This window comes from Heterorhizobium halophytocola, from assembly GCF_017873095.1.
GTDB classification, from domain to species: Bacteria; Pseudomonadota; Alphaproteobacteria; order Rhizobiales; family Rhizobiaceae; genus Allorhizobium; species Allorhizobium halophytocola.
This window is the reverse complement of sequence record NZ_JAGGJU010000001.1, coordinates 587,646-613,125: the sequence shown is the minus strand read 5'-3', so window position 1 is coordinate 613,125 and position 25,480 is coordinate 587,646. Positions and strand designations below refer to the sequence as shown.

Genomic DNA, 25,480 nt, shown 5'->3' with positions numbered 1-25,480 from the left:
TTGATGTCGCCGGACAGCGGAGGAGGCAGTCTTGACGTCACTCGATCTGATCACGATCGGACGATCATCCGTCGATCTTTACGGCGCCCAGGTCGGTGGCCGGCTGGAGGACATGGCATCCTTCAATAAGTATATCGGCGGATCGCCCACCAATATCGCTGCCGGTGCCGCCCGGCTTGGCCTGAAAAGCGGGCTCATCACCCGCGTCGGTGCCGAGCATATGGGCCGGTTTATCCGCGAACAATTGCTGCGGGAGGGGGTAGACGTGCGCGGCGTGGCGACCGATCCGGAACGGCTGACGGCGCTCGTGCTGCTCGGTATCCGCGACGAAAGCCAGTTTCCGCTGATCTTCTACCGCGAGAATTGCGCCGACATGGCGCTTTGTGAAGACGATATCGACCCTTTGCTGATCGCCGACACCGGCTGCGTCTGCGTCACCGGTACGCATCTGTCGCATCCGCGCACGGAAGCGGCCGTCCTGAAGGCTTTGAGGCTCGCCCGTTCGAACGGGGCGAAGACCGCGCTCGACATCGACTATCGTCCGAACCTCTGGGGCCTGGCCGGTCACGAGGCCGGTGAGAGCCGGTTCATCGAATCCCGGGCGGTCACCGCCAAGCTGCAATCGACGCTCCCCTTGTTCGACCTGATCGTCGGCACGGAGGAGGAATTCCACATTGCCGGCGGCACGACGGACACCTTGGAAGCGCTTAGGGCTGTGCGCGCGGTCTGCGCCGCGGCGCTGGTGTGCAAGCGCGGACCGATGGGGGCCGTCGTGTTCGAGGGTCCGATCCCCGACAGTCTTGATGAAGGGCAGGCGGGCGAAGGTTTCCCGATCGAGGTGTTCAACGTGCTTGGCGCCGGCGATGGCTTCATGGCTGGCCTGCTGAAAGGCTGGCTGACCGATGCGGACTGGCCGACCGCGCTCAAATACGCCAATGCCTGCGGTGCCTTTGCCGTGTCGCGCCATGGATGCACGCCCGCCTATCCGAGCTGGGAGGAGCTGCAATATTTCTTCCGCACCGGCATTCGCGACAAGGCCCTGCGCAAGGACCAGGCGCTGGAACAGATCCATTGGTCGACCAATCGCAAGGGGGCGTGGCCGGTCATGCGGGTCTTCGCCTTCGATCACCGTATCCAGTTGGAGCAGATGGCGGACGACGCCGGCGTGTCGCCTGAAAAGATTGCCGCCTTCAAACAGCTTTGCCTGAAGGCGGCGCAGTCGGTGGCAGACGGCAAGCCCGGCTACGGCATCCTGTGCGATGGCCGGCTCGGCCGGGAGGCGCTGCATGCGGCCAGCGGGTCCGGGCTCTGGATCGGCCGTCCGGCGGAATGGCCGGGATCGCGGCCGCTGAGCTTCGAGCCGGAACTCGGGCTCGACTGCGGCGGGCTTGCGGAATGGCCGGTCGAAAATGTGGTGAAGGTGCTCTGCTTCTATCACCCGGACGATCCGCCGGAGATGCGCGACCAGCAGGAGATTGCGGTCAAGCGGCTCTATGAGGCGGCGCGGCGCAACCGGCTGGAATTCCTGCTGGAGGTCATCCCTTCCAAGGTCGGTCGTATCGACGACCATACCGTCGCGCGGATCATCGATCACTTCTATGCGATCGGCATCCATCCCGACTGGTGGAAGCTCGAGCCGATGAGGACGCTCGATGCCTGGTCCAATGCCTGTGCCGCGGTCGAGCGCAACGATCCATATTGCCGTGGTATCGTCGTGCTGGGGCTCGACGCGCCGGAACGCGAGCTGGCGGAGAGCTTCGCACTCGCTGCCCGGTTCGATCTGGTCAAAGGCTTTGCCGTCGGGCGCACGATCTTCGGCGATGCGGCGCGCAGCTGGCTTGCGGGCTATCTGACGGATTCCCAGGCGATCGCCGACATGGCAGATCGCTACCGCAGCCTCTGCCGCGTCTGGGACACCGCCAGGGCCAACAGGGGAGAGGCGGCATGAAGACGATCCGATTGACCGCGGCGCAGGCGATGATGCGCTATCTCGCAAATCAGCACAACGAGTACGGCGAGACCTGTATCGCCGGCGTCTGGGCCATCTTCGGCCACGGCAATGTGGCCGGCATCGGCGAGGCGCTATATGGCGTGCGCGACGTGCTGCCGACTTATCGTGGCCAGAACGAGCAGTCGATGGCGCATGCAGCGATTGCCTATGCCAAGCAGCTTCGCCGCCGTCGGGCAATGGCGGTAACATCGTCGATCGGGCCGGGGGCGACCAATATGGTGACGGCTGCGGCCCTTGCCCATGTCAACCGTCTGCCCGTGCTGCTGATCCCCGGCGATGTGTTTGCCGGGCGTGGACCGGACCCCGTGTTGCAGCAGGTCGAAGATTTTTCCGACGGCACGGTGTCTGCCAATGACTGTTTCAGGCCCGTCAGCCGTTATTTCGACCGGATCACGCGGCCGGAACAAGTGCTGACGGCCTTGCCGCGCGCATTGCGCACCCTGACCGATCCTGCCGATTGCGGCCCGGTGACGCTCGCCTTCTGCCAGGATGTGCAAGCCGAGGCCTATGATTATCCGGAGAGCTTCTTCGAGCAACGCGTCTGGCATCAGCGCCGGCCGGAACCCGATGCCGGCGAAATCGCCCGTGCCGTGGAGGCGCTGCTTGCAGCCACGCGCCCGGTGATCGTGGCGGGTGGCGGCGTACACTTCTCCGGCGCGACGGACACCCTGACAGCGTTTGCCGAGAAGCACTGCATTCCCGTCATCGAAACCCAGGCCGGCAAGTCGGCCCTGTCGTGGGATCACGACCTCAATTTCGGGCCCGTCGGCGTCACCGGCGCAAGTTCGGCCAATGCGATTGCCGAGAATGCCGATCTGGTGCTCGGCGTCGGCACGCGCTTTCAGGATTTCACCACCGGCTCCTGGGCGCTTTTCAAGAACCCGAGGCGCCGCATCCTGTCGCTCAACGTGCAAGCCTATGACAGTGCGAAGCATGACGCACTGCCGCTGACGGCCGATGCGAAGGTCGGTCTCGAGCGGCTGTCGCAGGCGCTGGGAAACCAGCGTTTTGAAGCACCGGACGCGGAGCTGAAATCGGCCTGGTTTGCAAGCGCGGACGCGTTGACCGCGCCGCCCGAAGACGCAAACACGCTGCCGACCGACATGCAGGTGATCGGTGCCGTGCAGCGGGCTGCCACCGACGACACCGTCGTCATGTGCGCGGCCGGCACCATGCCGGGCGAGTTGCACCAGTTGTGGAAGGCCGGTCGGCCGCTCTCCTATCATATGGAATACGGCTTCTCCTGCATGGGGTATGAAGTCGCCGGCGGCCTGGGCATCAAGCTTGCCGAGCCCGAGCGCGACGTCATCGTGATGGTTGGCGACGGCTCCTACATGATGATGAATTCGGAACTGGCAACGGCGGTCGCCATGGGCGTCAAGATCACCCTGGTGATCACCGACAACCGCGGCTATGGCTGCATCAACCGGCTGCAGATGGCAACCGGCGGGGCCGAGTTCAACAATCTCTACGCCCATACCAACCTTGCCCATCCCGCTGCGATCGACTTTGCCGCCCACGCGGCGGCCATGGGCGCGAAGGCGTGCAAGGTCGCCTCGATCGCCGAGCTGGAAGACGCCCTCGCCGAAGCCAGGCATGCGACCGTGGCAAGCGTGATCGTCATCGACACCGATCCCTATCCGACCCCGGACAGCGGCGGTTACTGGTGGGATGTCGCCGTGCCCGAGGTGTCTGCGCGCGGTGAAGTCAATGCGGCCCGCGAAGCCTATGAAAAGGCACTGAAGGAAAGACGCTGACGATGATCCTCTACGGCACCAATCCGATCGCCTGGTCGAATGATGACGACCGCTCGCTGGGCGCGCATATCGGCCTCGACCAATGCCTGGACGAGGCAGCCGGGATCGGCTTCGACGGCATCGAGAAGGGGCACAAGTTTCCGCAGGATCCGGCCGGCCTGAAGGCGGTGCTGGAACCGCGCGGGCTGCGCTATGTGTCCGGCTGGCATTCCTTGAACCTGCTGACGAATTCGCTTGAGTCGGAAAAGGCGGCCATGCAGCCGGCGCTGGACCTGCTGAAGGCCATGGGGTCCAGCGTGATCATCGTCTGCGAGACGTCGAACGCCGTCCACGGCCATGACCACGCCGCACTGGCCAGCCGGCCGCATCTGCCGCAAGCCGACTGGCCGGCCTTCGGCGCAGGCGTCGAGGCGCTGGCCGAACATGCCGCACGGCAAGGCATCGCGCTGGTCTATCACCATCACATGGGCACGATCGTCGAAAGTGAAGACGAGATCGAACAGCTGATGGCGCATACGGGGCCGCATGCGAAACTGTTGCTCGATACCGGCCATTGCCTGTTCGGCGGGGGCGATCCCGCCCGCGTCGCGCGCCAATATATGCATCGTGTCGGTCATATCCACGCCAAGAATGTCCGCCCTGTGATCGCCGACCAGGTGCGGGGCGAAAACCTCTCCTTTCTCGAGGGCGTGCGACGCGGCGTCTTTACCGTGCCGGGCGACCAAGAGGGCGGCGTGGACTTTGCGCCGGTGCTGGCAATTGCGGCACAGCATGGCTACCAGGGCTGGCTGGTGATAGAGGCCGAGCAGGACCCGGACAGGCGCAATCCCTTTCAATATCAAAGCCTCGGCCTTGCCTCGCTGAAGGCGATGGCCAGAACCGCCGGGCTCGACACGCAATAGAAGACGCAGGAGACACGACAATGGCCGACCTTCTTCGCAAGCCGACCGGCATGTCCGGCAAGGTCCATGCCATCACGCCCGCCAGTGCCGGCTGGGGCTATGTCGGTTTCGGGCTTTATCGGCTGAAGCCGGGCGAGGCCGCCCAAGAGATGACCGGCGAGACGGAGGTGATCCTGGTGCTGGTCGAAGGCAAGGCCAACATATCCGCGGGCGAGAAGGCGTTCGGCGAACTTGGCGAACGGATGAGCGTCTTCGAGCGCCTGCCGCCGCATTGCGTCTACATTCCGGCCGGGGCCGAGTGGTCGGCGGTAGCGACCACGGATTGCACGCTCGCCGTCTGCACGGCGCCAGCCTTGCCGGGCCGCGAGGCGCAGGTGATCGGGCCTGAAGGCCTTGCGCTGACGCAACGGGGCCGGGGCACCAATACGCGCTACATCTTCCCGATCGCGATGGAAGAGCGGGATGTCGCCGACAGCCTGCTGGTGACCGAGGTCTTCACGCCGTCCGGCCACTGGTCTTCCTATCCGCCGCACAGGCATGACGAGGACCGGTTTCCGGACATGACCTATCTGGAAGAGACCTATTATCATCGCCTCAATCCCGCTCAGGGCTTCGGCGTGCAGCGGGTGTTTACCGAAGACGGCTCGCTGGACGAAACCATGGCGGTCTCGGACGGCGATGTCGTGCTGGTGCCAAGGGGCCACCATCCCTGCGGCGCCCCCTATGGCTACGAGATGTACTATCTCAACGTCATGGCCGGCCCTATGCGTAAATGGCGGTTCGAAAACCACCCCGACCATGACTGGATTGCCAAACGCGACGTCTGAGGCGGCGCGCTGGATTGCCGGCACCGTGCCCGCTATCGCCGATCAAGCCGGCCGATGACCTCCGTGTTTTGCGAGGTGCATGCTTGCCTTCAGGTGCCGCGCAACGTCAGGGCCTTGAACTGGTCATGCACCTGCGGCGCCGCTGCAAAGGCGGGCCCGGAGGCCATGATGTCCCGGCCAGAGAGGAAGTCGTCGGCCAGGCCGCCGGCCTCCCGGACGATCAGCAGGCCGGCCAGGCAATCCCACGACGACAGCCGCGGCTCGTAATAGCCGAGATAGTGACCCGCCGCGACATGCGCGAGCGTCAGGGCGGCTGAGCCATTGCGCATGAAGATGCCGCCGGCGGCCAGGATACCCTCGATCAGCTGGCCGATATGATGGCTCTGTTCGGGCTTGCTGGCGCCGACAACCAGAAAGCCACCATCGAACGGGGTCTGACTGTCGACCGCGATTGGGCGTCCATTGCGTTCGGCGCCGTGCCCGGTCGCTGCCGAAAACAGATCGTCGGCGCAGGGATCGTAGACGAGGCCTGCCACCGGCACGCCTTCCTTGAGGATGGCAATGGCCACGCACCAGGATTTCAGGCCGTGCAGAAAGACCGCGGTGCCGTCGATCGGGTCGATCGTCCAGGTATAGTCCGTCTCGGTGGCATCCGCGCCACGTTCTTCTCCGATCAGGCCGTCGAGCGGGAAGGAGGCGATAATCTCCCTGCGGATGAAATCCTCGACATCACGGTCGGCGACGCTGACGACATCCTGGCGGCCGGATTTCGTCTCGATCTCCAGTTCGTCGTAGCGGTCGAAATAGTCCTTGGCCATCACGCCGGCCTGGCGAATGATGCGCTTGGCGGTTGCGAACCTGGCGGTGGTGCCGGGCTCGATGTCCTGATCCTGCATGTCTGATTACTTTCCGAAAATCTGTGATGGGTGTCCGGTGGAGCCGCGCAGCATGAGTTGCACGTCGATAATAGCGGCGCTCCTGGTTGAAGCCGGGGTTTCGATTCGCGCCAGCAGCGATCGGACGGCGGCGGCGGCGAGATCTGCCGGATCCTGGCGGATGGTGGTGAGGTCATAGCTCAGCCAGGCGGATTCGGCGATGTCATCGCAGGCGATCACCTTCAGGTCTTCGGGCACGCGCAGCTTTGCAAAGCGGCGCAGGTGGTCGAGCAGGCCGAGCGCCATATAGTCGTTGGCGCAGAACATGCCCTCGGCGATCCGTCCGGCCTCGAGATAGGCGATTGCCGCCTCGCGACCGCCGTCATAATCCTGCACCGCGCCCTGAAACGTCCCGACGATTTCCAGGCCGAGTTCGGCGCAGCGGCCGGCAAAGCTCACCAGCCTCTGCTCGATCGTGTGGGACGGGCGCCTCTGGCTGGCGATCGCAACGGTGCGGCACCCGATTTCTCTCAATGTCTCTGCCGCCAGCCGTCCGGCCTTTTTCGCATCCATCGAGACATTGTCGGCATGCGGCCCGATCTCGGGCTTGTTGATCAGCGTCAGCGGCACATGATAGGCGGCGCATTCCTCGGCGATCTCGGCCGGCGACGCGTCACCGGTGACGATCGCGCCGCAGACATTGTAATGCATCATCATGTCGATCAGGTGCCTTGTGTCGCCGCCGGCACCGGTCGGCAGCACGAAGGGGCGGTAGTGCTCCTCGATCAGCCGCCGCGCGATCTGGTCCATCATCGCTGCGCGGAACGGATTGTCGAGTTCGGAGACGACGAGGCCGATCAGGTTGGTGCGCTGCCGCGACAGGCTGCGGGCGAGGAAATTCACCCGGTAGCCAAGGCTGCGGGCCGCGTCGATCACCTTGTCGCGGGTGGCCGGCGCCACGCTGGCGCCCTCGGTAAAGGTGCGCGAAACGGCAGAGCGCGACACACCGGCAAGGGCTGCAACATCATCGGCGGTCGGTACGCGATGGGATCTGTCCTGTTTCGACATCCGGTCTGTCGTCCGATCAAGCCGCTTGGCGTTGGGCGCGTCTCAAGGCTGCCAGCAGCAGATCCGCCCGGTCAAGATTGATCATCACCGGCGCAATGGCAATGATCCTGTCGAAGACTTCGGGGTCATCCCCGAAATATTGCATCATCGGTTTCAGCCCGCGCGCCAGGCAGTCGGGGGCGTGCGCGATATAGTCGTCGATCGTCATCTCGATGATTGACGGCTTCAACGATGGGTCTGCATCGCCCGGCGTTGCCACGGCACGATAGCCGGCCTTGATACTGGCGCGCTGCGACACGGTTCTCATGCCCGATTGCAGGTTCGCATCGCCCGACCAGAAGAAGCAGTCGTCGAGGAAATCCATGTCGTCTACGAGTTCGACGAGCCTGCGCGGCGCGACGGACTTGTTCTCGATATAGAGCTTGCGCCCATAGGACTGGGCAAGGGCAATCATCTCGCTAAGCGTGGGAATGCGCTCGTTCTTGAAATGCGGCGAAAACCATGAGCCCGCATCGAGTGTCTTCAGTTGCGCGAGCGTCCTGTCGGTCACGGCACCTGTGCCATTCGTGGTGCGTTCCAGCGTCGCGTCGTGGATCACCACCAGCGCGCCATCGGCGGTCTCGCGGACATCGAGTTCCACATAGGGTGCGCCCTGCTCGAAGCTCAGCCTTGCGGCGGCCAGCGTATTTTCCGGCGCAAAGTGATTGGCGCCGCGATGGCAGACGAGCCCTATGCCCCGCATGTCGAGACTGTCCGTGCCGGCCATCATCTCGGGATTGTTGGTGCAGATGCCGAGCACCGGCAGTGCCCGAATATCGGAAAGCACACTTCTGCGCTCCTCGTGCCACAGAACGACCCCGAGGCCGCGCTTCTCGGCGTCGGCAAGCAGTTCATCTGTTGCCAGATCCTGCGGACGCTCCCCGCCACGTTCCCAGCAGAGGTGGATGATGTCGGCATCGGATTGTTCGGCGAGTTGGAACGGGTTGGCGTCGAGGGGCACCAGAACGGCCAGCGGATAGGGGCAGTCGACGGCTTTCAGGGCGGCAATCTCTGCATGCTTGAAACTGCCCAATGCTGCCCGCTCGAGCCGCATTTCGTGCAACAGGGCGGCGGCGATCACACCGGACCCGTCGGCCTTGAGCTCGACATAGAGGCTCTGGCCGAGCGCCTTTGCGAGCGCCACGGTCTCGGCAAGGCTCGGAATGTCGGGCGCCAGCGCCTTCATCTCGGGCAAGGTCAGGTCGGCAATGTCGCGGTCGATGCCGACAGCGCGGCCGAGGCCCGCATCATGCGAGACAACCGGAACGCCGTCTTGCGTCAGCTGCACGTCGATCTCCCACATGTCGGCGCCCAGCAGGGCTGCTGTGCGGAAGGCCGCAAGGGTGTTTTCGGCGGCGTGGGCGCTGGCGCCGCGATGGGCGATCGTCAGCGGGCGGTGGTCGGGCCGATGCGGCCAGGCAATCGAATTGCGCATTGTCGTCAGATCCTCAAAGGGCTTTCCCATCGGCGCCGAAGGCGAGCAAACGGTCGCGGTCGATCGACCAGGTCACCGCGTCGCCAAGCCGGATGTCGTCGCGCGCCGGCTGGATCGAGCGCAGGGCCGTGCCCTTGGCGATCTCGATGTCGAACAGCGTTTCGCGTCCCTGCGGTTCGACGAAGACGACCTTGCCGGTGATCTCGGCATCGCCGCCGGCGCCTATATGCTCCGGGCGGATGCCGAGGCTGATCGGCTGTCCCTCTGGCAGGCCTTCGAGCCGCGAGGGCAGGGGAAGTCTAAGCCCACGCTCGGTCTGCAATGTCCTGCCGCCGCCCACCCTGCCGTCGACGAAGACGATCGGCGGATTGCCGAGAAAGCCCGCGACGAAGCGGGTCTCCGGTGCCCGGTACATGTCGGTCGGCGTTGCCACCTGCAGGATCTCACCCCTGCTCATGATGGCGATCCGGTCGCACATCGACATCGCCTCGACCTGGTCGTGGGTGACGAGCACCGCAGTGATACCGGTCTCCAGCTGGATGCGGCGGATTTCCGAGCGCATCTCCAGCCGCAGCTTGGCGTCGAGATTGGCAAGCGGCTCGTCGAGCAGCAGCACATCGGGCTTGCGCACCAGCGCGCGGGCAAGCGCCACCCGTTGTTGCTGGCCGCCGGAGAGCTGGGCCGGCCGGCGCGCCAGCAGTTCCTCGATATGGGTCATTTCGGCGATCTCGCGCACCTGGCGGTCGATCTCCGTCTTGCCGGTGCGTTTGATCGTCAGCGGAAAGGCGATATTATCGTAGACGCTCATATGCGGATAGAGCGCATAGTTCTGGAAAACGACGCCGACATTGCGCTTCTGGCTCGGCAGGTGGCTGACATCGCGGTCGCCGAACAGGATCTGCCCGCCATTGATCCGGTGAATGCCGCATATGGCAAACAGCGTCGTCGACTTGCCGCAGCCCGAGGGCCCGAGCAGGGCCAGCATCTCGCCGTCCTCAATGGTGAGGTTCATGCGATCGATGACGGTATGGCCGTCGAAACTCTTGGTGAAATCCTTGAGTGCGATTTGCATCAGCCTTTCGTGCCTCCGCCGAAAATGGTCATCAGCCGGTCGCGGAAGATCGCGTAGAGCGCCAGGATGGGCAGGGTGTAGAACAGCCCGACCGACTTGAAGAGATTGAAGTTGTAGGTGGTTGAATCGGGATCCGAGACGGTGTTGAGATACATCGACAGGACTTCGAAATTCGAGGACGGCGCGAGGATGCGCGGCAGCATGTATTCGCCCCAGGCATCGATTGCGGCAAACAGCGCCAGGGCGAAGAGACCGGGCTTGACCTGCGGCAGGATCAGCCGGCGCCAGACCGTGAAACGGCTCGCCCCGTCCTGCACGCCGGCCATCTCGATCTCCCAGGGCACGGTGTCGTAGAAGCCCTTCATGATCCAGATGCCGAAGGGCAGCATCAGCCCCGCCTTTACCAGAACGACGCCGGTGAGCGTGTTGTAGAGGCCGATGAACTGCAGCACGAGAAACACGCCGATGATCAGCGTCACCAGTGGAAAGGCATGCATGACGAGCACGCCGGCCAGGAAAAATCGGCGGAAGGGCATGTTCAGCCGCGACAGCGCATAGCCGGCGGTCGAGGCGATGCAGAGCACGATCGCGACGATGCTGGCGGTAAAAAGGATCGTCGTCAGGGTCGGGCCCCAGATGTCGCCGGTGGCGCCGGGATCGTAGAGAAAGCGCCAATGCGACAGGGTGAACGCGTTCGGGATCGCCGAGCCGGGCGGCGAATTGGTCACCGTGTCGATCAGCAGGAAGGCATACATGATGATGATCGGCGCACTCATGATGAGCAGCAACAGGATCAAGGGCAATCTGGAGAAGTTGCGGGTCATGACGGGGCTCAAAACTCGATCTTCGGTCGGCTGAGCAACTCGTCAAAGCGGAACAGCCTGAGGTAGACGATCGACAGCGTCACGCCGACGATCACAAGGACCAGCGCCATGGCGGCTCCCAGCCCGTATTGCAGGTTGCCGGTGTAGTTGTTGAGCGCCGTGTTGAAGGCCTCCAGCGCCCAGACCATGGTGGTGCGCCCGGGTCCGCCATTGGTGGTGAGCCAGATCTGTTCGTAGGACGAGAGCAGCGACAGCGTCTGGTAGCTGGTGACGAACAGGATCGGCCAGCGCAGATGCGGCAGGATGATGTAGCGGATCTGCTGCCAGCGGCTGGCGCCGTCGACTTCGCTGGCCCAGAGCTGTTGCACCGGAATGGCCTTCAGGGCCCCGGAAAACAGGATCATCGAGAAGGCGGCGCCGATAAAGCCGTTGATCAGGATGACAACCGTCCAGGCCGTCGGCACCGACCCCTTCATGTAGTTGAAGGCAGGCAGGCCCAGCGCCTTGGCGGCCGTGTAGACGAAACCGCCATCCCAGGTGAACCACTTCCACATGACCGCGTAGAGCACGATCGGTGTCAGCCGCGGCAGCAGCCAAAGCATGCTGAAGGCTGTTGCCACGCTCGTTGGCAGGTAGAAGGTGGTGATGGCGAGGAAGAGACCGATAAAGACGGTGAAGGACAGGGTGGTTGCGACGTAGAAGATCGTGTTGAGGACGATCCGCCAGGTATCCGGGTTGGCAAACAGCTGGCCGAAATTGGCCGTGGTCCAGCGCCAGCCGGTGTAGCTTGCCTGGACAATCTGATCGACCGTTTCGGCCGGCACCGAGGGCAGGAAGGTGTCGATGGCGTTGCGCGCCTCGGCCGCTGTTGCAAACCGCGCATTGAGGATCGACAGCTCGAACTGGCCGGCGGCAAGCTTGAGGTCGCGGATGGCACGTGGACGGTGGCGCAGCCCCTTCAGTTCGCGCTCAAAGCTGCGGGCATCGTCGAAGGTCCTGCCCGAGAACTGCTTTTCGATTTCCGCCAGAAATTGCGGGTCGGTACCGGCAGCCTTCGCCCTGGCAAGCGTCTCCGGATCGACGCTGAAGCTGGTCTTCGACAGGGCGTCGGCGATCTTCGGCGGGACGCCCTCATCCTTCAGATGGGTCAGCAGATTGCCGGTGATCACATAGGCGCCGCCGCTGATACCGGTCGAGGTGCTCATATTGGTAAAGGCGAAGATCGCCGTCAGCACGACGGGCGTCAAAAAGAAGGCGATCAGCACGACAAGGGCCGGGCTGAGAAAGGCAAAGCCGATCAGATAGGATCGCATGCGCATCGGAATGTCTCGACATTGGCACTGGAAGAAGCGCCGGGCGGAACGATCGTCCCACCCGGTGTCTGAAGCCTGAAATCAGCGAATGACGACCTTGTCGCCGAGCGTCGTCCTGACTTCGGTCTCGACCCCGTCGACGGCATCGGCGACGGAAGACGACTTGGTCCAGGAAGCCTCGAGCCCCTTGTACATCGCCTTCCAGACGACGCCGAAATCGGGATCGTTGGGGATCGAATTGGCGTGCGGCAGGAATTCCTCCGTCGCGATCGTCGTCCAGCGGTCATTGGCATAGAGCGGAACGCCGGCTTCGGCTTCGCCGATTGCCAGGTGGCCAGACTTTACGGCGTGCAGTGCGTTGATGCGCGGCTCGGAAGCAATCGAGATCAGTTCAGCTGCGATTGTCGCATCGTCGTCACTGCCTGTGGTGGACAGCAGGTAGACCAGCGGATGGGTGATCGTATTGGCGCGACCGCGCGCGTTGCCGGCCGGGATCAGGGTCGGCTCGATCTGGCCGAAGAAATCCTTCAGGCCCCATTTGGTTTCCCACTCGGCCTTATGCCAGGTGCCACCATGCCAGGCGCCGGCCTTGTCGTGGGCGACGGCGTCATGCCAGCTGTCCCAGGCGGTTCCGAGATAGGTCGAGGGCACGACACCCTTGTCGACCGCATCGACGAAGAACTGGTACATGTCGGTCAAGGCCTGCTTGTCGAGCAGCAGCTTGCCGGTCTCCTTGTCGGTCATCTCGCCGCCGAAGCTCTGGTAGAACTGCCAGTAATCGGTGCCGTTGACCGGACGCGGCATGAAGCCCATGCCGTTTTCGACAACGCCCTTGTCCTGCATCTTCTTCACGTCGTCGAGCATCGAATACAGCGTGTATTCGCCGCTTTCGACCTTTTCCGGCAGGGCTTCGATCTGTTCGTCGGTATAGCCGATCGCTTTCAGATGCGGCTTGGAGAAGTAGAAGGGACGGGCCTCGGCATCTTCCGGAATGCCCCAGAGCTTGCCATCGAAGGTCGCGACATCCAGCAGGTTAGAATAGATCTGGTTGAGCGGCCAGGCATCGAGGTCGACATAGTCCTCGATCGGACGCAGCAGGCCGGACTTCGACCACGGGCCGATGTCTTCATGGCCCGAGACGATGATGTTCGGCGCGGTGTTGGATTCGGCTGCAAGCGTCACCGCCTGCTTGAAGTCGTCCCAGCCGGTCCATGTCTGCCCTTCGACATTGACCTTCAGGTCGTCACCGCGCACCGCCGCTTCGCGGCTGAGGATATCGGCCGCCATCTTGATGGCGTCGATGCGGTACATGGAGGATTCGCTGGTGCCGCCGGCCCAGACCTTGACGGTTACGTCCCTGGCGAAGGCGCTGCAGGCGGTGCCCGCCAGCAATACGACGGTAAATGCAATCGAAACGGAATTTTTGAGGATGGTCATCATCAGCCCTCTAGAAATGGGTCGTCAGGAGTGTTGCACGCGCGTGCAATCTCTCTAGCCGGAGCAGATGACAGGCAGATGTCAGTCCCGGCAAACGATGCCACAGAGGACCGTTGCGGCAGCAATCCCTGGACGTGCCGAGGGTGGCGTCAGACGCAAACGGGGGCGGAAATCCGCCCCCATTGAAGGTCGAAGATATCTGCCGGAGACCATAGGCGTTCCGGCAGCGCGTGTTGTCTCAGTCCGGCTGGCGCACGTCAGCAACAGTGCTCACATCGACGGCCGGTGCGGCATTACCCCAGCTGTTGCGGATATAGGTGAGCACGTTTGCCACGTCGTCATCCTTCAAGCGCCAGGCCAGCGACGGCATGGCCGGCGTGGTCGGAGCGCCCTTCGTGTGGACGGCCTGGCTGCCGGCCAGCACCAGATGAGCCAGCGTTTCAGCGCTTTTCTGCTGGACGATGGAATTGCCGGCTAGCGACGGGAAGAGCTGGTTGGCACCCTTGCCGTCCGCGCCATGGCAGGCCGAGCAATTGGCCTGATAGATGGCAAGGCCCGCCGTCATGTGGCTGTCGTCGGCCTTGATCGGCTCAGGCTTCTTCGCATCCTTGTTGCCAAGACTCTTCAGGTAGACGGCGATCGCCTTCAGGTCGCCGTCATTCATCAGCGAGGTCGAGTTTTCGACGGCCTCGGCCATCGGGCCTGACGCCATGGTATGGCCGTTGACGCCAGTCTTCAGGTACTGGACCAGATCATCATCACTCCAGCTGCCAATGCCGTCATAGCCGTTGCCGGTGATGTTGGGCGCATACCAGCCCTGCAGCGAAGCACCCTGCAGGAATTCGCTGTCCTTGTCGGCGCCGAGGAAGGACTTCGGCGAGTGACAGGTGGCGCAGTGACCGGCGCCCTGGACGATATAGGCCCCGCGGTTCCATTCGGCTGACTGGTTGGGGTCCGGCTTGAAGCCGCCTTCCTTGAAGTTCAGCATGTTCCAGCCGAGCATGGCCAGACGGATGTTGAACGGGAAGGGCAGCTGGTTGGCCTCGACGTCGTTGTGCACCGGCTCGATCGTGGTCATGTAGCGCCACAGGTGATCGATATCGTCATCCGACATCTTGGTGTAGGCCGGATAGGGCATGGCCGGGTAGAGGCGGATGCCGTCATGACCGATGCCTGTCTTCATCATCTTGTGGAAGTCGGCTTGCGACCAGTTGCCGATGCCGGTCTCGGCATCGGGGGTGATGTTCGGCGGGACCAGCGTGCCGAAAGGCGTTTCCAGCGGCGCGCCGCCGGCAAAGGGCTCGCCGCCCGGCTTGGTGTGGCAGGCCTGACAGTCGCCGAGGACCGCCTGGTAGCGGCCGTCGATGATGTCGTTGCCCTGGTCGGCGTCGCCGGCGTAGGCCGCACCCGTTGCGACGAGAGTAAAGGCGCCAAACGCCAGGAAAGTGCGAAGCGTTTTCATGCGGACACCAGACCTACACCGGGGTTGCGAAGATACTGGTTGCGGATCGCGTCCGCAGCCCAGAAGGCGAGACCGCCGACCGTGCCGGTCGGGTTCTTGCCGGCATTGTGGGCGAAGGCCGACGCACCGACGACGAAGACATTGTGCGCCTCCCAGCTCTGCAGATACTTGTTGAGCGCACTCTTCTTCGGATCCGTGCCCATGATCACGCCACCGGTATTGTGCGTGCTCTGGTAGACGGCCGAGTTCCAGCCCTTCTTGGCGCGGCTGACGGTATGCTCGCGGCCCCCCATGGCCTTGGCGATATCTTCCATGCGGTCGGAGACGAAATGCGACATGCGCAGGTCGTTGTCCGGGAAGTCGAAGGTGATGCGCAGCAGCGGACGCCCGAAGCGGTCCTTGTAGGTCGGATCGAGATCGAGGTGGTTGCCGGCGACCGGATAGCTCGACCCCTGCGAGCCGAAGGCCAGCGAGCTCTTGTAGGTCTCGGCCGTGGCTTTCTTCCAGTCCTTTCCCCAGGCCGGTGTGCCGGGCGGTGTCGGACGAGACTGGATCGGCCGGCCGCTCGAGGGCACGCAGTTGATGCCGGCGCCGCCGACGAAGTCGACATCGCTATGGTCGAAGGCGTCGCCGTTATAGTCATCACAGGTCATGCCGAGCGCACCGGCGGCGATGAACGGGTTGAAGTTCTCGTCGTCGAAATAGACTCGCGCGCCGGCATTGGTCTGGTAGCAGTAGTTGCGGCCGATCGTGCCTTCGCCGGTGTTCGGATCATAAACCTGGCCGATTCCGGAGAGCATCATCAGGCGGGCATTGTGCAGCGCATAGGCGGTGACGACCACCAGGTCCGCCGGCTGGAAACAGACCTCGTCCGAGCTGTCGACATAGGTCACGCCCTTGGCCATCTTGCCGGACGCGTCCTTGTCGATGTGCAGCACTTCGCAAAGCGTGCGCGCCTCGAAGTTCTTTTTCTTCATCAGAACCGGCAGCACGGTCGTCTGGGCGGAGGACTTCGAATAGTTGGCGCAGCCGAAACGCTCGCAGAAGCCACACATGGTGCACTGGCCCATGGCGACACCCAGCGGATTGACATAGTCCTTCGACAGGTTGCCGGAAGGACAGGGGAAGGGGTGCAGGCCCATGCCCTTGGTGACTTCGGCGAACTTGGTCGGGCCGTAGGTCATTTCCATCGGGGGCAGCGGGTAGTCGCGCGAGCGGGGATCCTCGAACGGGTTGCCGCCCTCCTGGATCTGGCCGTTGACATTGCCGGCCTTGCCGGAAATGCCGGCAAGATATTCGAACTTGTCGTAGGATTTTTCCATTTCCTGGGCGGTGACGCCCCAGTCCTGCAGCGTCAGACCGTCGAATTTCTGCGCGCCATAACGTTCCGTCAGGTGCTTGTTGATCTGGAAGTCGCTGTCCCAGAAGCGCCAGGTCTGGCCGTTCCAGTGGACGCCAGCGCCACCGACACCATTGCCCGGCAGGAAGGAGTTGTATTCGCGGATCGGCAGCGCCGACTGTCCGTCATTGTTGCGCATCGTCATGGCTTCGACGCGCGGCTGCAGGAACAGGTCGCGGCGAATGGCGTAGCGCAGTTCGTCCTGGATGTAGCCGATATTGAAATCGGTGCCGGTGTCGCGCCAGGGGCCGCGCTCGATGGCGACGACGTCGAGGCCCTCGTCCGTCAGTTCATTGGCGATGATGGAACCGGACCAGCCGAGACCGATGATCACGACGTCCTTGTGGGGAAGAATTTTTGTCATGGTTTGCTCTTTACTTCGCTTTCCAGTTCATCGCGCCAGCGATCGAAACCGGAGGCAGCGGGAAGGGCTGGTTGTGCTTGGAAACATATTCGCGGTAATCGTACCGAGCTCCGGGGAAGCCCAGCATCTTCCAGGACGCCATGTCCTTGTTGCCGCCATAGACCGGGTCGGCGAAGAAGCCTTCCATGGTGTTGCCGAGGATCAGCGCAAAGAAGGCCTTGGCATCCACGTCATCCGGAAGTTCGACCTTGCCGGCTTCCATGTCCTTGAGGAAGGCATCCTTGTCCTCGTCGGACAGAGAGGCGAAGGTTGCGCCGGACTTGTTGGCGTTCAGATATTTGGCGATGGCGCCGAGACCGCGGCGATAGCGCTCGGCATTGGTCCACTCGCCCTGGTATCCCTGCGTCGGCAGGCCGGGCTTGAACGGTCCCTGCATGTAGAGGCGGTCCGAGCTGCCGTAGAATGTCGTCAGCTGGCGATCGATATAGACCGCACAGCCGGCGTCCTTGCCACCCACCGAAAGATCGTCTTCGGGGATCAGCCGATCGACGATGGCCTCGACGGTCGCGGCCTCGGCGGGGGTGAAGAATTTCCAGCCGCCGGGCACGATCTGGGTTGGTGGCTCGGAGGAATAGGCGTTCCAGGGCAGGGTGCCCCCGGGATAGTCGCGGGCGAGTGCGGGACCCGCAGTGCCGGCCAGCAATGCCGCCGACATCGTGGAGAGGAAGGAGCGCCTGGTTAGGCGCGGTGGACAGTGCTGGGTCATGAAGCCTCCTGACAGGGTCGGGGTGGAGGGGCTGCCGGGGCTCTTTGACGAGGTCGGAAGTCCAACTGCTATGGCGATATAGTGCGCGTTCGCATCGAATAAAGCGAAGCAGGAATTTTAATAGGATGCAATTAATGTTGATTGCAATAACGTTATGCTAGAAAATTATAGATCGGGTGTGCGCCGCCGGTTGCGTGACCGCCCGACGCTTCCCCGCCCGTGCCAATGTGCCCCCATGCCCCTTCACTGCCGGCTGGTATCCGGGCGTGTCGATCGTTGCCGGGCAGGGGCTCGGTAAAACGATTGGACAAAGCCGACGAAAGACGCTAGCGTTGATTAATCGTTTAATCACGCAGGCATCGCATGGCTGCCAACCGGCCCGGTTCGACACTTAGTCAGATTGCAACTTCGCTCGGGGTCTCCTCGGCGACGGTTTCCAATGCGCTGTCGGGCAAGGGACGGGTCTCCGCCGAACTCGCCGACAGGATCAGGGCGAAGGCCGCCGAGATCGGCTACACGCCGAGCCTTGCAGGTCGCGCCCTGCGCACCGGTCGCACCCAGGTCCTGGGCCTCGTTCTGCCGGATATCGCCAATCCGCTTTTCCCGCAGATCGCTCAGGCTATCGAGAATGCCGCGAGCGAAGCCGGATACGGCGTGCTGATCGCCGACAGCCGCGGTGAAACCGCAAGGCAGACCGAGGCGATCAACCGCCTGCTGGAGCGGGATGTGGACGGCATCGTCGTCGTGCCGCGCCTTGGCACCCGCATCGCCGATCTGGGCTGCCCGGTTGCCGTCATTGACAGTCCCTCCACCCCGGGAAACACGGTGTCTGCCGATCACTGGCAGGGCGGCCAGCTGGTTGCCGAACATCTGGCCGGTCTCGGTCATCGCGACATCGTGCTGATCGGTACCAATGCGCGCTCGAACGTGCAGAACGACCGCATCGGCGGCATGAAATCGGGCCTTTCCAGACAGGTGCGCGTCGAGGTGCTCTGGGTCGAGACCATCGAACGCCAGGCAGGGCAGGGATGTCCGCTCGGACTGGAGGCCCTTGTCGATCGCGGCTTTACCGCCTTTGCCGCGGTCTCCGACCTTCAGGCCCTGCGCGCGCTCACCGAACTGCAGCGCGCCGGCATCCGCGTGCCGGAGGATGTGAGCGTGACCGGTTTTGACGATCTCGTCTGGTCGACGGCAGTGACGCCGAGCCTGACGACCGTACGGCAGGACCTGGCGACGATTGCCGAACTGGCTGTGCAGGCGCTGGCCGACATGATCGCCGAAACGGCTCCGCAACAGATCCCTCCGACAGGCCGTGCCGTGGCGGTCGCAGGGGCCGGCCGCGTGCCGATGACCCTGATCGCCCGGCAAACTTCGGCCGCCGTCGCAGCTTCCTCATCGCGCCGCCAACCTTCTGAAAGGAATGCCCCATGAAGACGAAAATGCTGGCCTCGGCTGCCGCCCTGCTGCTGAGCACGGGTCTCGCCCATGCCGACGACAAGACGCTGACGATCTCCGTCTATGCCTTCGCTCAGGACGACTTCAAGACCATCGTCTACGACCCCTTCGAGAAGATGTGCGGCTGCAAGCTCGTCGTCGAGACCGGTAACAGCGTAGAGCGTCTCGCCAAGATGGAAGAGAACAAAGCCAATCCGGTGGTCGACATGGCGGTCGTCTCGATGGCCGACGCGCTTTCTGCGTCGCGCAAGGGGCTGATTGACAAGGTCGACACCTCCAAGCTTTCCAATTTCGACAAGCTCTACGACATCGCCAAGGATCCGAACGGCGACGGCATGAGCGTCGGCTACACCTTCTATTCGACCTCGATCGCCTACCGCTCGGACAAGATGAAGATCGACAGCTGGGCCGATCTGTTGAAGCCGGAATATGTCGGCCATATCGCTTGGCCGAACGTCACCACCAACCAGGGCCCGCCGGCGCTCTACATGCTCGGCAAGGCGCTCGGCTCGGATGCCCCCGACCTGAAGGCGCCGATCGAGGCCATCGGCAAGAACAAGGACGACATCGTCACCTTCTACGTCAAGTCCTCGCAGCTGGTGCAGCTGATGCAGCAGGAAGAGATCTGGGCAGCCCCGATCGGCCGCTTCGCCTGGGCGCCGTTCACCAAGCTCGACATGCCGATCGCCTGGGCCACGCCGAAGGAAGGCCAGACCGGCGGCATGAACGTCATGGTGCTGACCAAGAATTCGAAGAACCAGGACCTGGCGCTGCAGTTCATGGACTTCTGGCTCTCCACCGATGTCCAGACGAAGCTTGCCGATAAGCTGGTCGACAGCCCGGCGAACGCCGAGGTGAAGGTGTCCGATGAGGTCGCCAACAACATCACCTACGGCGAGGACACCGCCAAGAGCCTGACCCTGATCCCGTCCGATGTGGCGCTGGACAAGCGCGACGGATGGCTCACCGAATGGAATTCCAAGGTCGGCCAGTAAGGCCGACCGGTCCCGAAAGCCTCCCAAAGGCTGGGCGGGGCGCGGTCGTACTACCCCCCAACTTGGCGGCCGCGCCTCGTTTTCTTAAACTGCTGCATAGCCACAGGATCCGCCGATCATGTTCCAGAACAGGGCAGAAGCACTCGCCCTTGCTCTCCCGGCTGCGGTGTTCGCCAGCGTCGTCTTTCTGCTGCCGGTCGTTCTGCTGCTGTCGGAGGGCTTTCGTCATGCCGACCAGTGGACGATCTCCGCCTATGTCGATTTCTTCTCGTCCTCGCTGAACCGCACCGTCTTCCTGCGCACGCTGAAGCTCGGGGTGCTCGTGACGGCCAGTGCCGCCGTCATCGGCTATGCGACGGCCTATGCCATCATATCCCTGCCGCCAACGGCCAAGGGCCGGATGATCGGTCTCGTCGTCTTGCCGCTGATGATCTCGCCCGTCGCGCGCACCTATGCCTGGATCGTCATTCTCGGACGCACCGGCATCATCAACCAGGCACTGCAGATGGTCGGCCTGACGGATGAACCCGTGCGCATTCTCTTTTCCGAGACCGCCGTCTTCATCGGCCTCCTGCAGCTGTTTCTGCCGCTGATGGTCATCTCCCTGATCAGTGCGCTGGAAAACCTGCCGAAGGATGCCGTGCCGGCGGCGCGCGTGCTCGGCGCCAACTGGTTCCAGGTGTTCACCAAGGTCATCCTGCCGCTCACCCGCGAGGGACTGGTGGTCGGCGGCACGCTGGTGTTCACCGGTTCGATGACCGCCTATATCACGCCCGCCATTCTCGGCGGTTCCAAGGTTCTGATGCTGGAGACGCTGCTCTACCAGCAGGTCACCGTCACCAACAATTTCGTCTCGGCCAGCGTCATCGCCTTCATCCTGATCGTCATGAGCTTTGCCGCCAACATCCTGCTGCGGCGTCTCGCAACGGCAAGGAGCGCCAAATGACCTCCAGGCTGTTCGCCCCGATCACGCTCGCCCTCGTGCTGCTGTTTCTCATCGGCCCGTTCATCATCATCGTCGCCGCCTCGTTCTCGGCCGGCGATACGCTGGCCTTCCCGCCGCAGGGCTTTTCGTTCAAGTGGATCGTCAAGGTCTTCCAGGTCGAAAGCTTCCGCGCCAGTTTCGCCGTTTCCATGTTCCTGGCGATCGGCGGCACCTTCGCGGCCCTCATCCTCGGCATACCCGCTGCCTATGCCATGTCGCGCTACAGGCTGCCGGGGTCGGAGACGGTGCGCTTCCTCGTCTCCATGCCGATCATCGTGCCGGGCATCATCGTCGGTCTGGCGCTGCTGCGCTATTTTGTCATTCCGGTCGGCCTGTCGATCACGCTCGCGCTGTTCTGTGCCCATACCGCGCTGGTCCTGCCCTATGCGGTGCGCGTGGTGTCGGCGAGCCTTGCCAATCTGCGCTCCGACATGGAGGAGGCCGCGGTTCTGCTTGGCTCGTCGCGGATCGGCGCCTTCTTCCGCGTGGTGCTGCCCAATATCCGCGGCGGCATCCTCTCGGCCTTCATCCTCGGCTTCGTGACGAGCTTCAACCAGGTGCCGGTCTCGCTCTTCCTGTCCGGCCCCGGCGTCCGGACCCTGCCGATCGACATGCTCGGCTATATGGAGATCGTCTTCGATCCCTCGATCGCAGCGCTGTCCTCGCTTCTGGCCTTCCTTTCCATCGGCATCGTCTTTGCTGCCGAACGTTTCCTGGGGTTCTCCCGCTATGTCTGACCAAACCTATCTCACGCTCGACAAGCTGACGCTGGCCTATGGCCGTACCCCGGCGGTGAAGGATCTCGATCTTGCAATCCGCAAGGGCGAGCTTCTGGCACTGCTCGGTCCGTCCGGCTGCGGCAAGACCACGACCATGCGGGCGATTGCCGGCCTGATGTCGGTCGGTGGGGGGCGGATCACCCTCGATGGACGCGACATCACCAAGCTTGCGGCCAACAAGCGCGAAATCGGCCTCGTCTTCCAGTCCTACGCCCTGTTCCCGCACCTGACGGTGTTCGACAATGTCGCCTTTGGCCTGAAGCTGCAGGGCATGCGCGGCGACGAACTGCGCCGCACGGTCGAGGGTGGGTTGAAGACCGTCGGCCTGCTGGAATTTGCCGGTCGCAAAACGCCGGATCTGTCCGGGGGCCAGCAGCAGCGCGTGGCGCTTGCCCGCTCGCTCGTCATGCAGCCGAAGGTGCTGATGCTCGACGAACCGCTCTCCAACCTGGATGCGCGCCTGCGCCTGGAAATGCGCACCGAATTGCAGCGGGTGCAGAAGGAAAGCGGCGTGACGATGATCTTCGTCACCCATGACCAGATCGAGGCGCTGGCACTCGCCGACCGGATCGTCGTCATGCGCGGCGGCGCGATCGAGCAGATCGGTACGCCGGAAGAGATCTACAATCATCCGGTCTCCAGCTTCGTTGCCGATTTCGTCGGCTTCGAAAATATCTTTCCGCTGAAGGACGGTCGGCTGGTTGCCGGAAATACCGCGATCGACGTGTCCGGAACAGTGCCGGACGCCGGAGGTCTTGCCTGGCGGCCGCGTGCCGTTCCGCTCGGATCGGGACCGCTGACGGGCCTCGTGCGCGGCGTCTCGTTTGCCGGCAATTCCCGCGAATATGTGATCGAGGCACCGTTCGGCATGGTCAAGGCAGAAGTCGACGCCGCAGCCCCGGTGCATTCGATTGGCAGCGAGGTCCGCTTCGATCTGCCGGTCGCCGGCGCTGCCGTACTCCACCGGTTCGGGTGACCGGCATGGGTGTCTGGATCGATACCGACATGGGCTTCGACGACATCGCAGCCGTCCTCGTCGTCAGGCAGGCAAGCCTCGAGATCGACGGCCTGTGCCTGGTCTTCGGCAATACGCCGCTCGAGCAGGTGCGGCGCAATGCGGCTGGTGCTGCCCGGGCATTCGGATGGGCTTTCCCGATCCATATCGGTCGCGCGCAACCGGTCATGGGGGCGCTCGAAACAGCGCAGGCGATCCTCGGTGAAACCGGCATTCCGACCACCGGCCTGACCGTGCCGCAGGATCGGGTGCTGGAGGGCAAACCGGCTTTCGCAGCGCTTGTCCACTGGCTGGAGACAGCACCTGCGCCGCGTCGCATCCTGGCGCTCGGGCCGCTTACCAATCTTGCGGCACTGGTGCTGGCACGACCGGATCTGGCAACACGGATCGATGATCTGACCTGGATGGGCGGTGCCCTGACACGTGGCAATCACACGGCATCTGCTGAATTCAATGCGCTGGCGGATCCTGAAGCGGTGGCCATCGTTCTGGCGCATGGTGTGGGGCTGAAGATGGTCGATCTCGACTTCTGCCGAAAGGTTCAGGCGGGCCCTGAGGCGGTCGCGCCAATTCGCGCGGCTGGCGGCGCCAATGCCGCACTTCTGGCCGACATGCTGGCAGGCTTCATCGACATCGCCGTCAGCAGGGGACGACCGACCATGGCACTCTATGATCCTGCGGCCGCCGCCGCCTTCGTGCGCCCCGATCTCGTCACCTTCACCGATGCCCGCATCGACATGGAATGCGGCAGCGCGCTGACCCGCGGCCGCACCGTCGTCGAGACACGCGAAACGCACGGCACCTTCAATGCGGCCTTCGCGTCGGACTGTGACGCGGGCGCGATCAAGGATATCGTCCTGTCCTCGCTCCTGACGGAGGCCGGGCGATGAGCGGGATCGACAGGGCAGCCAAGCCGCATGATCTCGACGATGCCGATCTGCGCAGCCGCGCCGTCGCGGCCGCCCGCGGCGATGCACCGTTCGACCGGCTGATCGTCAACGGTATTTTGGTCGACATGGTGACCGGCGAGCATCGCGACGTCGATATCGGCCTGACCGGCCCGCTGATCGCCAGTGTCCACCCGCGTGGCACGCGCACCGATGCGTCAGAGACCATCGACGCTGCCGGCGCTTTCGTCACGCCGGGCCTGATCGACACGCATATGCATGTCGAAAGCTCTATGGTGACGCCGTTCACCTATGCCGAGGCGGTGTTGGCGCGCGGGGTCACGACCGTGGTCTGGGATCCGCATGAATTCGGCAATGTGCATGGGCTCGACGGCGTGCGCTATGCGCGGGACGCGGCAAGGGCACTGCCGCTGCGCATGATCCTGCTGGCCCCGTCCTGCGTGCCGTCGGCCCCGGGCTATGAGCTGAACGGGGCGGATTTCGATGCCGGCGTGATGGCCGAGATGCTGTCCTGGCCGGAGATCGGCGGCATCGCCGAGGTGATGAACATGCGCGGTGTGATCGACCGCGATCCGCGGATGAGCGCCATCGTGCAGGCGGGTCTTTCCGCCGGCAAGCTGATCTGCGGCCATGCCCGCAGTCTCGATGGCGCCGATCTCACCGCCTTCATGGCTGCAGGAGTGACCTCGGATCATGAACTCGTCTCGGCCGACGATCTGATGGCAAAGCTGCAGGCAGGGCTGACGATCGAATTGCGCGGATCGCATGACTATCTGCTGCCGGAATTCGTCGGAGCGCTGAATACGCTTGGGCATCTGCCCCAGACGGTGACGCTCTGCACCGACGACGTCTTCCCCGACGATCTTTTCAACGGCGGCGGGCTCGATGACGTGGTGCGTCGCCTCGTGCGCTACGGCCTGCCGGCGGAATGGGCCCTGCAGGCGGCGACGTTCAACGCAGCGAGGCGTCTGGGACGCAATGATCTCGGGCTGATCGCGGCGGGACGCAGGGCCGATCTCGTCGTCTTCGACAACCTTACGGATTTTCGCACCCGCCACGTCCTGGTTGGCGGGGAACCGGTCTCGCGCGACGGCGAGATGCTGACGGCGCTTGCGCCGATCGACATGCGCGGCCTCACCGGCTCGATGAAGCTCGGGTCCCTGACCGCCGAGCAGTTTCGTGTTCCCGCTCAAGGCAGCCGCGTCCGCGTTGCCACGATCGACCGGCCAAGGTTCACCGCCTGGGGCGAGGCGGAGAGTGAGGTCGAGGATGGTTTTGTCGTGCCGCCGCCCGGCAGCACGCTGATCGCCGTCATCCACCGCCATGGCCATGCCGAACCTGTGCCGCGGGTCGGCTATCTTCGCGAATGGGGTCGCTGGCGCGGCGCTTTTGCGACCTCCGTGTCCCACGACAGCCATAACCTGACCGTCTTCGGCGGCAATGAAGAGGACATGGCGGTCGCCGCCAACGCGGTTACCGAGGCCGGCGGCGGGATGGCGGTCGTTGTCGATGGCGAGGTCCTGGCATTGCTGCCTTTGCCCCTGTCAGGGCTGGTCTCCGATGTGCCCCTGCGTGATGTCGCGCACGCATTTGCCGAGCTGCGAGCCGCGATGGACCGGGTTGTCGACTGGGAACCACCCTATCTCGCCTTCAAGGCGTGTTTCGGCGCGACGCTTGCCTGCAATGCCGGCCCGCACCAGACGGATAGGGGCATCGCCGATATCGCCGAGGGCAAGCTGCTGGAGACGCCGGTGCTCGGACCGGCCTGACCTGCACACGCCTCCGGAAGGTC

At 63.7% G+C, this 25,480-nt stretch carries 21 protein-coding genes; 11 read left to right on the top strand and 10 right to left on the bottom strand.

Annotated elements, in window-relative coordinates; all coding sequences use genetic code 11:
- The first annotated feature begins 31 nt into the window (after window positions 1–31).
- From J2Z17_RS02870 to iolB, 4 genes are read left to right on the top strand one after another with little or no spacing between them, the layout of a single operon-like run.
- Window positions 32–1,948: a bifunctional 5-dehydro-2-deoxygluconokinase/5-dehydro-2-deoxyphosphogluconate aldolase gene (locus tag J2Z17_RS02870; protein ID WP_209942005.1), complete on the top strand. Its 1,917-nt coding sequence runs from the start codon at window positions 32–34 to the stop codon at window positions 1,946–1,948.
- Complete coding sequence (gene iolD / locus J2Z17_RS02865; protein WP_209942004.1) at window positions 1,945–3,768, top strand: 3D-(3,5/4)-trihydroxycyclohexane-1,2-dione acylhydrolase (decyclizing); 1,824 nt, start codon at window positions 1,945–1,947, stop codon at window positions 3,766–3,768. Before J2Z17_RS02870 ends, iolD begins: the two co-directional genes overlap by 4 nt.
- 2 nt (window positions 3,769–3,770) lie before the next feature.
- A complete protein-coding gene (gene iolE, locus J2Z17_RS02860) occupies window positions 3,771–4,670 on the top strand; it encodes a myo-inosose-2 dehydratase (RefSeq protein ID WP_209942003.1) in 900 nt (299 codons plus the stop codon).
- A 20-nt stretch (window positions 4,671–4,690) separates the two neighbouring features.
- Complete coding sequence (gene iolB / locus J2Z17_RS02855) at window positions 4,691–5,497, top strand: 5-deoxy-glucuronate isomerase (protein ID WP_209942002.1); 807 nt, start codon at window positions 4,691–4,693, stop codon at window positions 5,495–5,497.
- Window positions 5,498–5,586: 89 nt separating this feature from the next.
- Here iolB and J2Z17_RS02850 read toward each other — a convergent pair whose 3' ends face one another.
- From J2Z17_RS02850 to J2Z17_RS02805, 10 genes are all read right to left on the bottom strand, one after another.
- The gene (locus tag J2Z17_RS02850) at window positions 5,587–6,393 is read right to left on the bottom strand and encodes an inositol monophosphatase family protein (protein ID WP_209942001.1); all 807 of its coding nucleotides are present in this window, start codon (window positions 6,391–6,393) and stop codon (window positions 5,587–5,589) included.
- A 6-nt stretch (window positions 6,394–6,399) separates the two neighbouring features.
- Window positions 6,400–7,440 carry a LacI family DNA-binding transcriptional regulator gene (locus J2Z17_RS02845; protein WP_209941999.1) on the bottom strand — a complete coding sequence of 347 codons (1,041 nt, stop codon included), beginning with the start codon at window positions 7,438–7,440 and terminating at the stop codon, window positions 6,400–6,402.
- A gap of 16 nt (window positions 7,441–7,456) precedes the next feature.
- Window positions 7,457–8,914 carry a glycerophosphodiester phosphodiesterase gene (locus J2Z17_RS02840; RefSeq protein ID WP_209941998.1) on the bottom strand — a complete coding sequence of 486 codons (1,458 nt, stop codon included), beginning with the start codon at window positions 8,912–8,914 and terminating at the stop codon, window positions 7,457–7,459.
- 13 nt (window positions 8,915–8,927) lie between these two features.
- The gene (locus J2Z17_RS02835; RefSeq protein ID WP_209941996.1) at window positions 8,928–9,986 is read right to left on the bottom strand and encodes an ABC transporter ATP-binding protein; all 1,059 of its coding nucleotides are present in this window, start codon (window positions 9,984–9,986) and stop codon (window positions 8,928–8,930) included.
- Window positions 9,986–10,810, bottom strand: a complete 825-nt coding sequence (locus tag J2Z17_RS02830) for a carbohydrate ABC transporter permease (RefSeq protein ID WP_209941994.1) — start codon at window positions 10,808–10,810, stop codon at window positions 9,986–9,988. Before J2Z17_RS02830 ends, J2Z17_RS02835 begins: the two co-directional genes overlap by 1 nt.
- Before the next feature lie 8 nt (window positions 10,811–10,818).
- Complete coding sequence (locus J2Z17_RS02825) at window positions 10,819–12,129, bottom strand: carbohydrate ABC transporter permease (RefSeq protein WP_209941992.1); 1,311 nt, start codon at window positions 12,127–12,129, stop codon at window positions 10,819–10,821.
- Window positions 12,130–12,204: 75 nt separating this feature from the next.
- Complete coding sequence (locus J2Z17_RS02820) at window positions 12,205–13,560, bottom strand: ABC transporter substrate-binding protein (protein WP_209942217.1); 1,356 nt, start codon at window positions 13,558–13,560, stop codon at window positions 12,205–12,207.
- 238 nt (window positions 13,561–13,798) lie between these two features.
- Window positions 13,799–15,022: a c-type cytochrome gene (locus J2Z17_RS02815; RefSeq protein WP_209941990.1), complete on the bottom strand. Its 1,224-nt coding sequence runs from the start codon at window positions 15,020–15,022 to the stop codon at window positions 13,799–13,801.
- The gene (locus tag J2Z17_RS02810) at window positions 15,019–16,785 is read right to left on the bottom strand and encodes a GMC family oxidoreductase (protein ID WP_209941988.1); all 1,767 of its coding nucleotides are present in this window, start codon (window positions 16,783–16,785) and stop codon (window positions 15,019–15,021) included. Before J2Z17_RS02810 ends, J2Z17_RS02815 begins: the two co-directional genes overlap by 4 nt.
- A 10-nt stretch (window positions 16,786–16,795) precedes the next feature.
- Entirely contained in the window at window positions 16,796–17,551 is a 756-nt protein-coding gene (locus J2Z17_RS02805; RefSeq protein ID WP_209941986.1) for a gluconate 2-dehydrogenase subunit 3 family protein, read from the bottom strand.
- 363 nt (window positions 17,552–17,914) lie between these two features.
- On the opposite strand from J2Z17_RS02805, the gene J2Z17_RS02800 reads away from it, so the two are divergent.
- From J2Z17_RS02800 to J2Z17_RS02770, 7 genes are all read left to right on the top strand, one after another.
- Entirely contained in the window at window positions 17,915–18,982 is a 1,068-nt protein-coding gene (locus J2Z17_RS02800; RefSeq protein WP_209941984.1) for a LacI family DNA-binding transcriptional regulator, read from the top strand.
- Complete coding sequence (locus tag J2Z17_RS02795) at window positions 18,979–20,001, top strand: ABC transporter substrate-binding protein (RefSeq protein WP_209941982.1); 1,023 nt, start codon at window positions 18,979–18,981, stop codon at window positions 19,999–20,001. Before J2Z17_RS02800 ends, J2Z17_RS02795 begins: the two co-directional genes overlap by 4 nt.
- Before the next feature lie 118 nt (window positions 20,002–20,119).
- Complete coding sequence (locus J2Z17_RS02790; RefSeq protein WP_209941980.1) at window positions 20,120–20,947, top strand: ABC transporter permease; 828 nt, start codon at window positions 20,120–20,122, stop codon at window positions 20,945–20,947.
- A complete protein-coding gene (locus J2Z17_RS02785; protein ID WP_209941978.1) occupies window positions 20,944–21,723 on the top strand; it encodes an ABC transporter permease in 780 nt (259 codons plus the stop codon). Before J2Z17_RS02790 ends, J2Z17_RS02785 begins: the two co-directional genes overlap by 4 nt.
- Window positions 21,716–22,741: an ABC transporter ATP-binding protein gene (locus tag J2Z17_RS02780; RefSeq protein ID WP_209941975.1), complete on the top strand. Its 1,026-nt coding sequence runs from the start codon at window positions 21,716–21,718 to the stop codon at window positions 22,739–22,741. The genes J2Z17_RS02785 and J2Z17_RS02780 overlap by 8 nt, the downstream gene beginning before the upstream one ends.
- 5 nt (window positions 22,742–22,746) lie before the next feature.
- Window positions 22,747–23,670, top strand: coding sequence for a nucleoside hydrolase (locus J2Z17_RS02775; RefSeq protein WP_209941973.1), 924 nt, complete (start codon window positions 22,747–22,749; stop codon window positions 23,668–23,670).
- Window positions 23,667–25,457 (top strand): adenine deaminase, encoded by a 1,791-nt coding sequence (locus tag J2Z17_RS02770; protein ID WP_209941971.1) that lies wholly within the window; start codon window positions 23,667–23,669, stop codon window positions 25,455–25,457. The genes J2Z17_RS02775 and J2Z17_RS02770 overlap by 4 nt, the downstream gene beginning before the upstream one ends.
- Window positions 25,458–25,480: the final 23 nt, after the last annotated feature.

Excerpts from the sequence above, each read along its gene's own strand:
- J2Z17_RS02790 (WP_209941980.1), top strand. The coding sequence starts at position 20,120 with ATGTTCCAGAACAGGGCAGAAGCACTCGCCCTTGCTCTCCCGGCTGCG.
- J2Z17_RS02780 (WP_209941975.1), top strand. The coding sequence starts at position 21,716 with ATGTCTGACCAAACCTATCTCACGCTCGACAAGCTGACGCTGGCCTAT.
- J2Z17_RS02850 (WP_209942001.1), bottom strand. The coding sequence starts at position 6,393 with ATGCAGGATCAGGACATCGAGCCCGGCACCACCGCCAGGTTCGCAACC.
- J2Z17_RS02830 (WP_209941994.1), bottom strand. The coding sequence starts at position 10,810 with ATGACCCGCAACTTCTCCAGATTGCCCTTGATCCTGTTGCTGCTCATC.
- J2Z17_RS02795 (WP_209941982.1), top strand. The coding sequence starts at position 18,979 with ATGAAGACGAAAATGCTGGCCTCGGCTGCCGCCCTGCTGCTGAGCACG.
- iolB (WP_209942002.1), top strand. The coding sequence starts at position 4,691 with ATGGCCGACCTTCTTCGCAAGCCGACCGGCATGTCCGGCAAGGTCCAT.
- iolE (WP_209942003.1), top strand. The coding sequence starts at position 3,771 with ATGATCCTCTACGGCACCAATCCGATCGCCTGGTCGAATGATGACGAC.
- J2Z17_RS02840 (WP_209941998.1), bottom strand. The coding sequence starts at position 8,914 with ATGCGCAATTCGATTGCCTGGCCGCATCGGCCCGACCACCGCCCGCTG.
- J2Z17_RS02800 (WP_209941984.1), top strand. The coding sequence starts at position 17,915 with ATGGCTGCCAACCGGCCCGGTTCGACACTTAGTCAGATTGCAACTTCG.
- J2Z17_RS02810 (WP_209941988.1), bottom strand. The coding sequence starts at position 16,785 with ATGACAAAAATTCTTCCCCACAAGGACGTCGTGATCATCGGTCTCGGC.
- J2Z17_RS02775 (WP_209941973.1), top strand. The coding sequence starts at position 22,747 with ATGGGTGTCTGGATCGATACCGACATGGGCTTCGACGACATCGCAGCC.
- J2Z17_RS02805 (WP_209941986.1), bottom strand. The coding sequence starts at position 17,551 with ATGACCCAGCACTGTCCACCGCGCCTAACCAGGCGCTCCTTCCTCTCC.
- J2Z17_RS02770 (WP_209941971.1), top strand. The coding sequence starts at position 23,667 with ATGAGCGGGATCGACAGGGCAGCCAAGCCGCATGATCTCGACGATGCC.
- iolD (WP_209942004.1), top strand. The coding sequence starts at position 1,945 with ATGAAGACGATCCGATTGACCGCGGCGCAGGCGATGATGCGCTATCTC.
- J2Z17_RS02820 (WP_209942217.1), bottom strand. The coding sequence starts at position 13,560 with ATGACCATCCTCAAAAATTCCGTTTCGATTGCATTTACCGTCGTATTG.
- J2Z17_RS02835 (WP_209941996.1), bottom strand. The coding sequence starts at position 9,986 with ATGCAAATCGCACTCAAGGATTTCACCAAGAGTTTCGACGGCCATACC.
- J2Z17_RS02815 (WP_209941990.1), bottom strand. The coding sequence starts at position 15,022 with ATGAAAACGCTTCGCACTTTCCTGGCGTTTGGCGCCTTTACTCTCGTC.
- J2Z17_RS02845 (WP_209941999.1), bottom strand. The coding sequence starts at position 7,440 with ATGTCGAAACAGGACAGATCCCATCGCGTACCGACCGCCGATGATGTT.
- J2Z17_RS02785 (WP_209941978.1), top strand. The coding sequence starts at position 20,944 with ATGACCTCCAGGCTGTTCGCCCCGATCACGCTCGCCCTCGTGCTGCTG.
- J2Z17_RS02825 (WP_209941992.1), bottom strand. The coding sequence starts at position 12,129 with ATGCGCATGCGATCCTATCTGATCGGCTTTGCCTTTCTCAGCCCGGCC.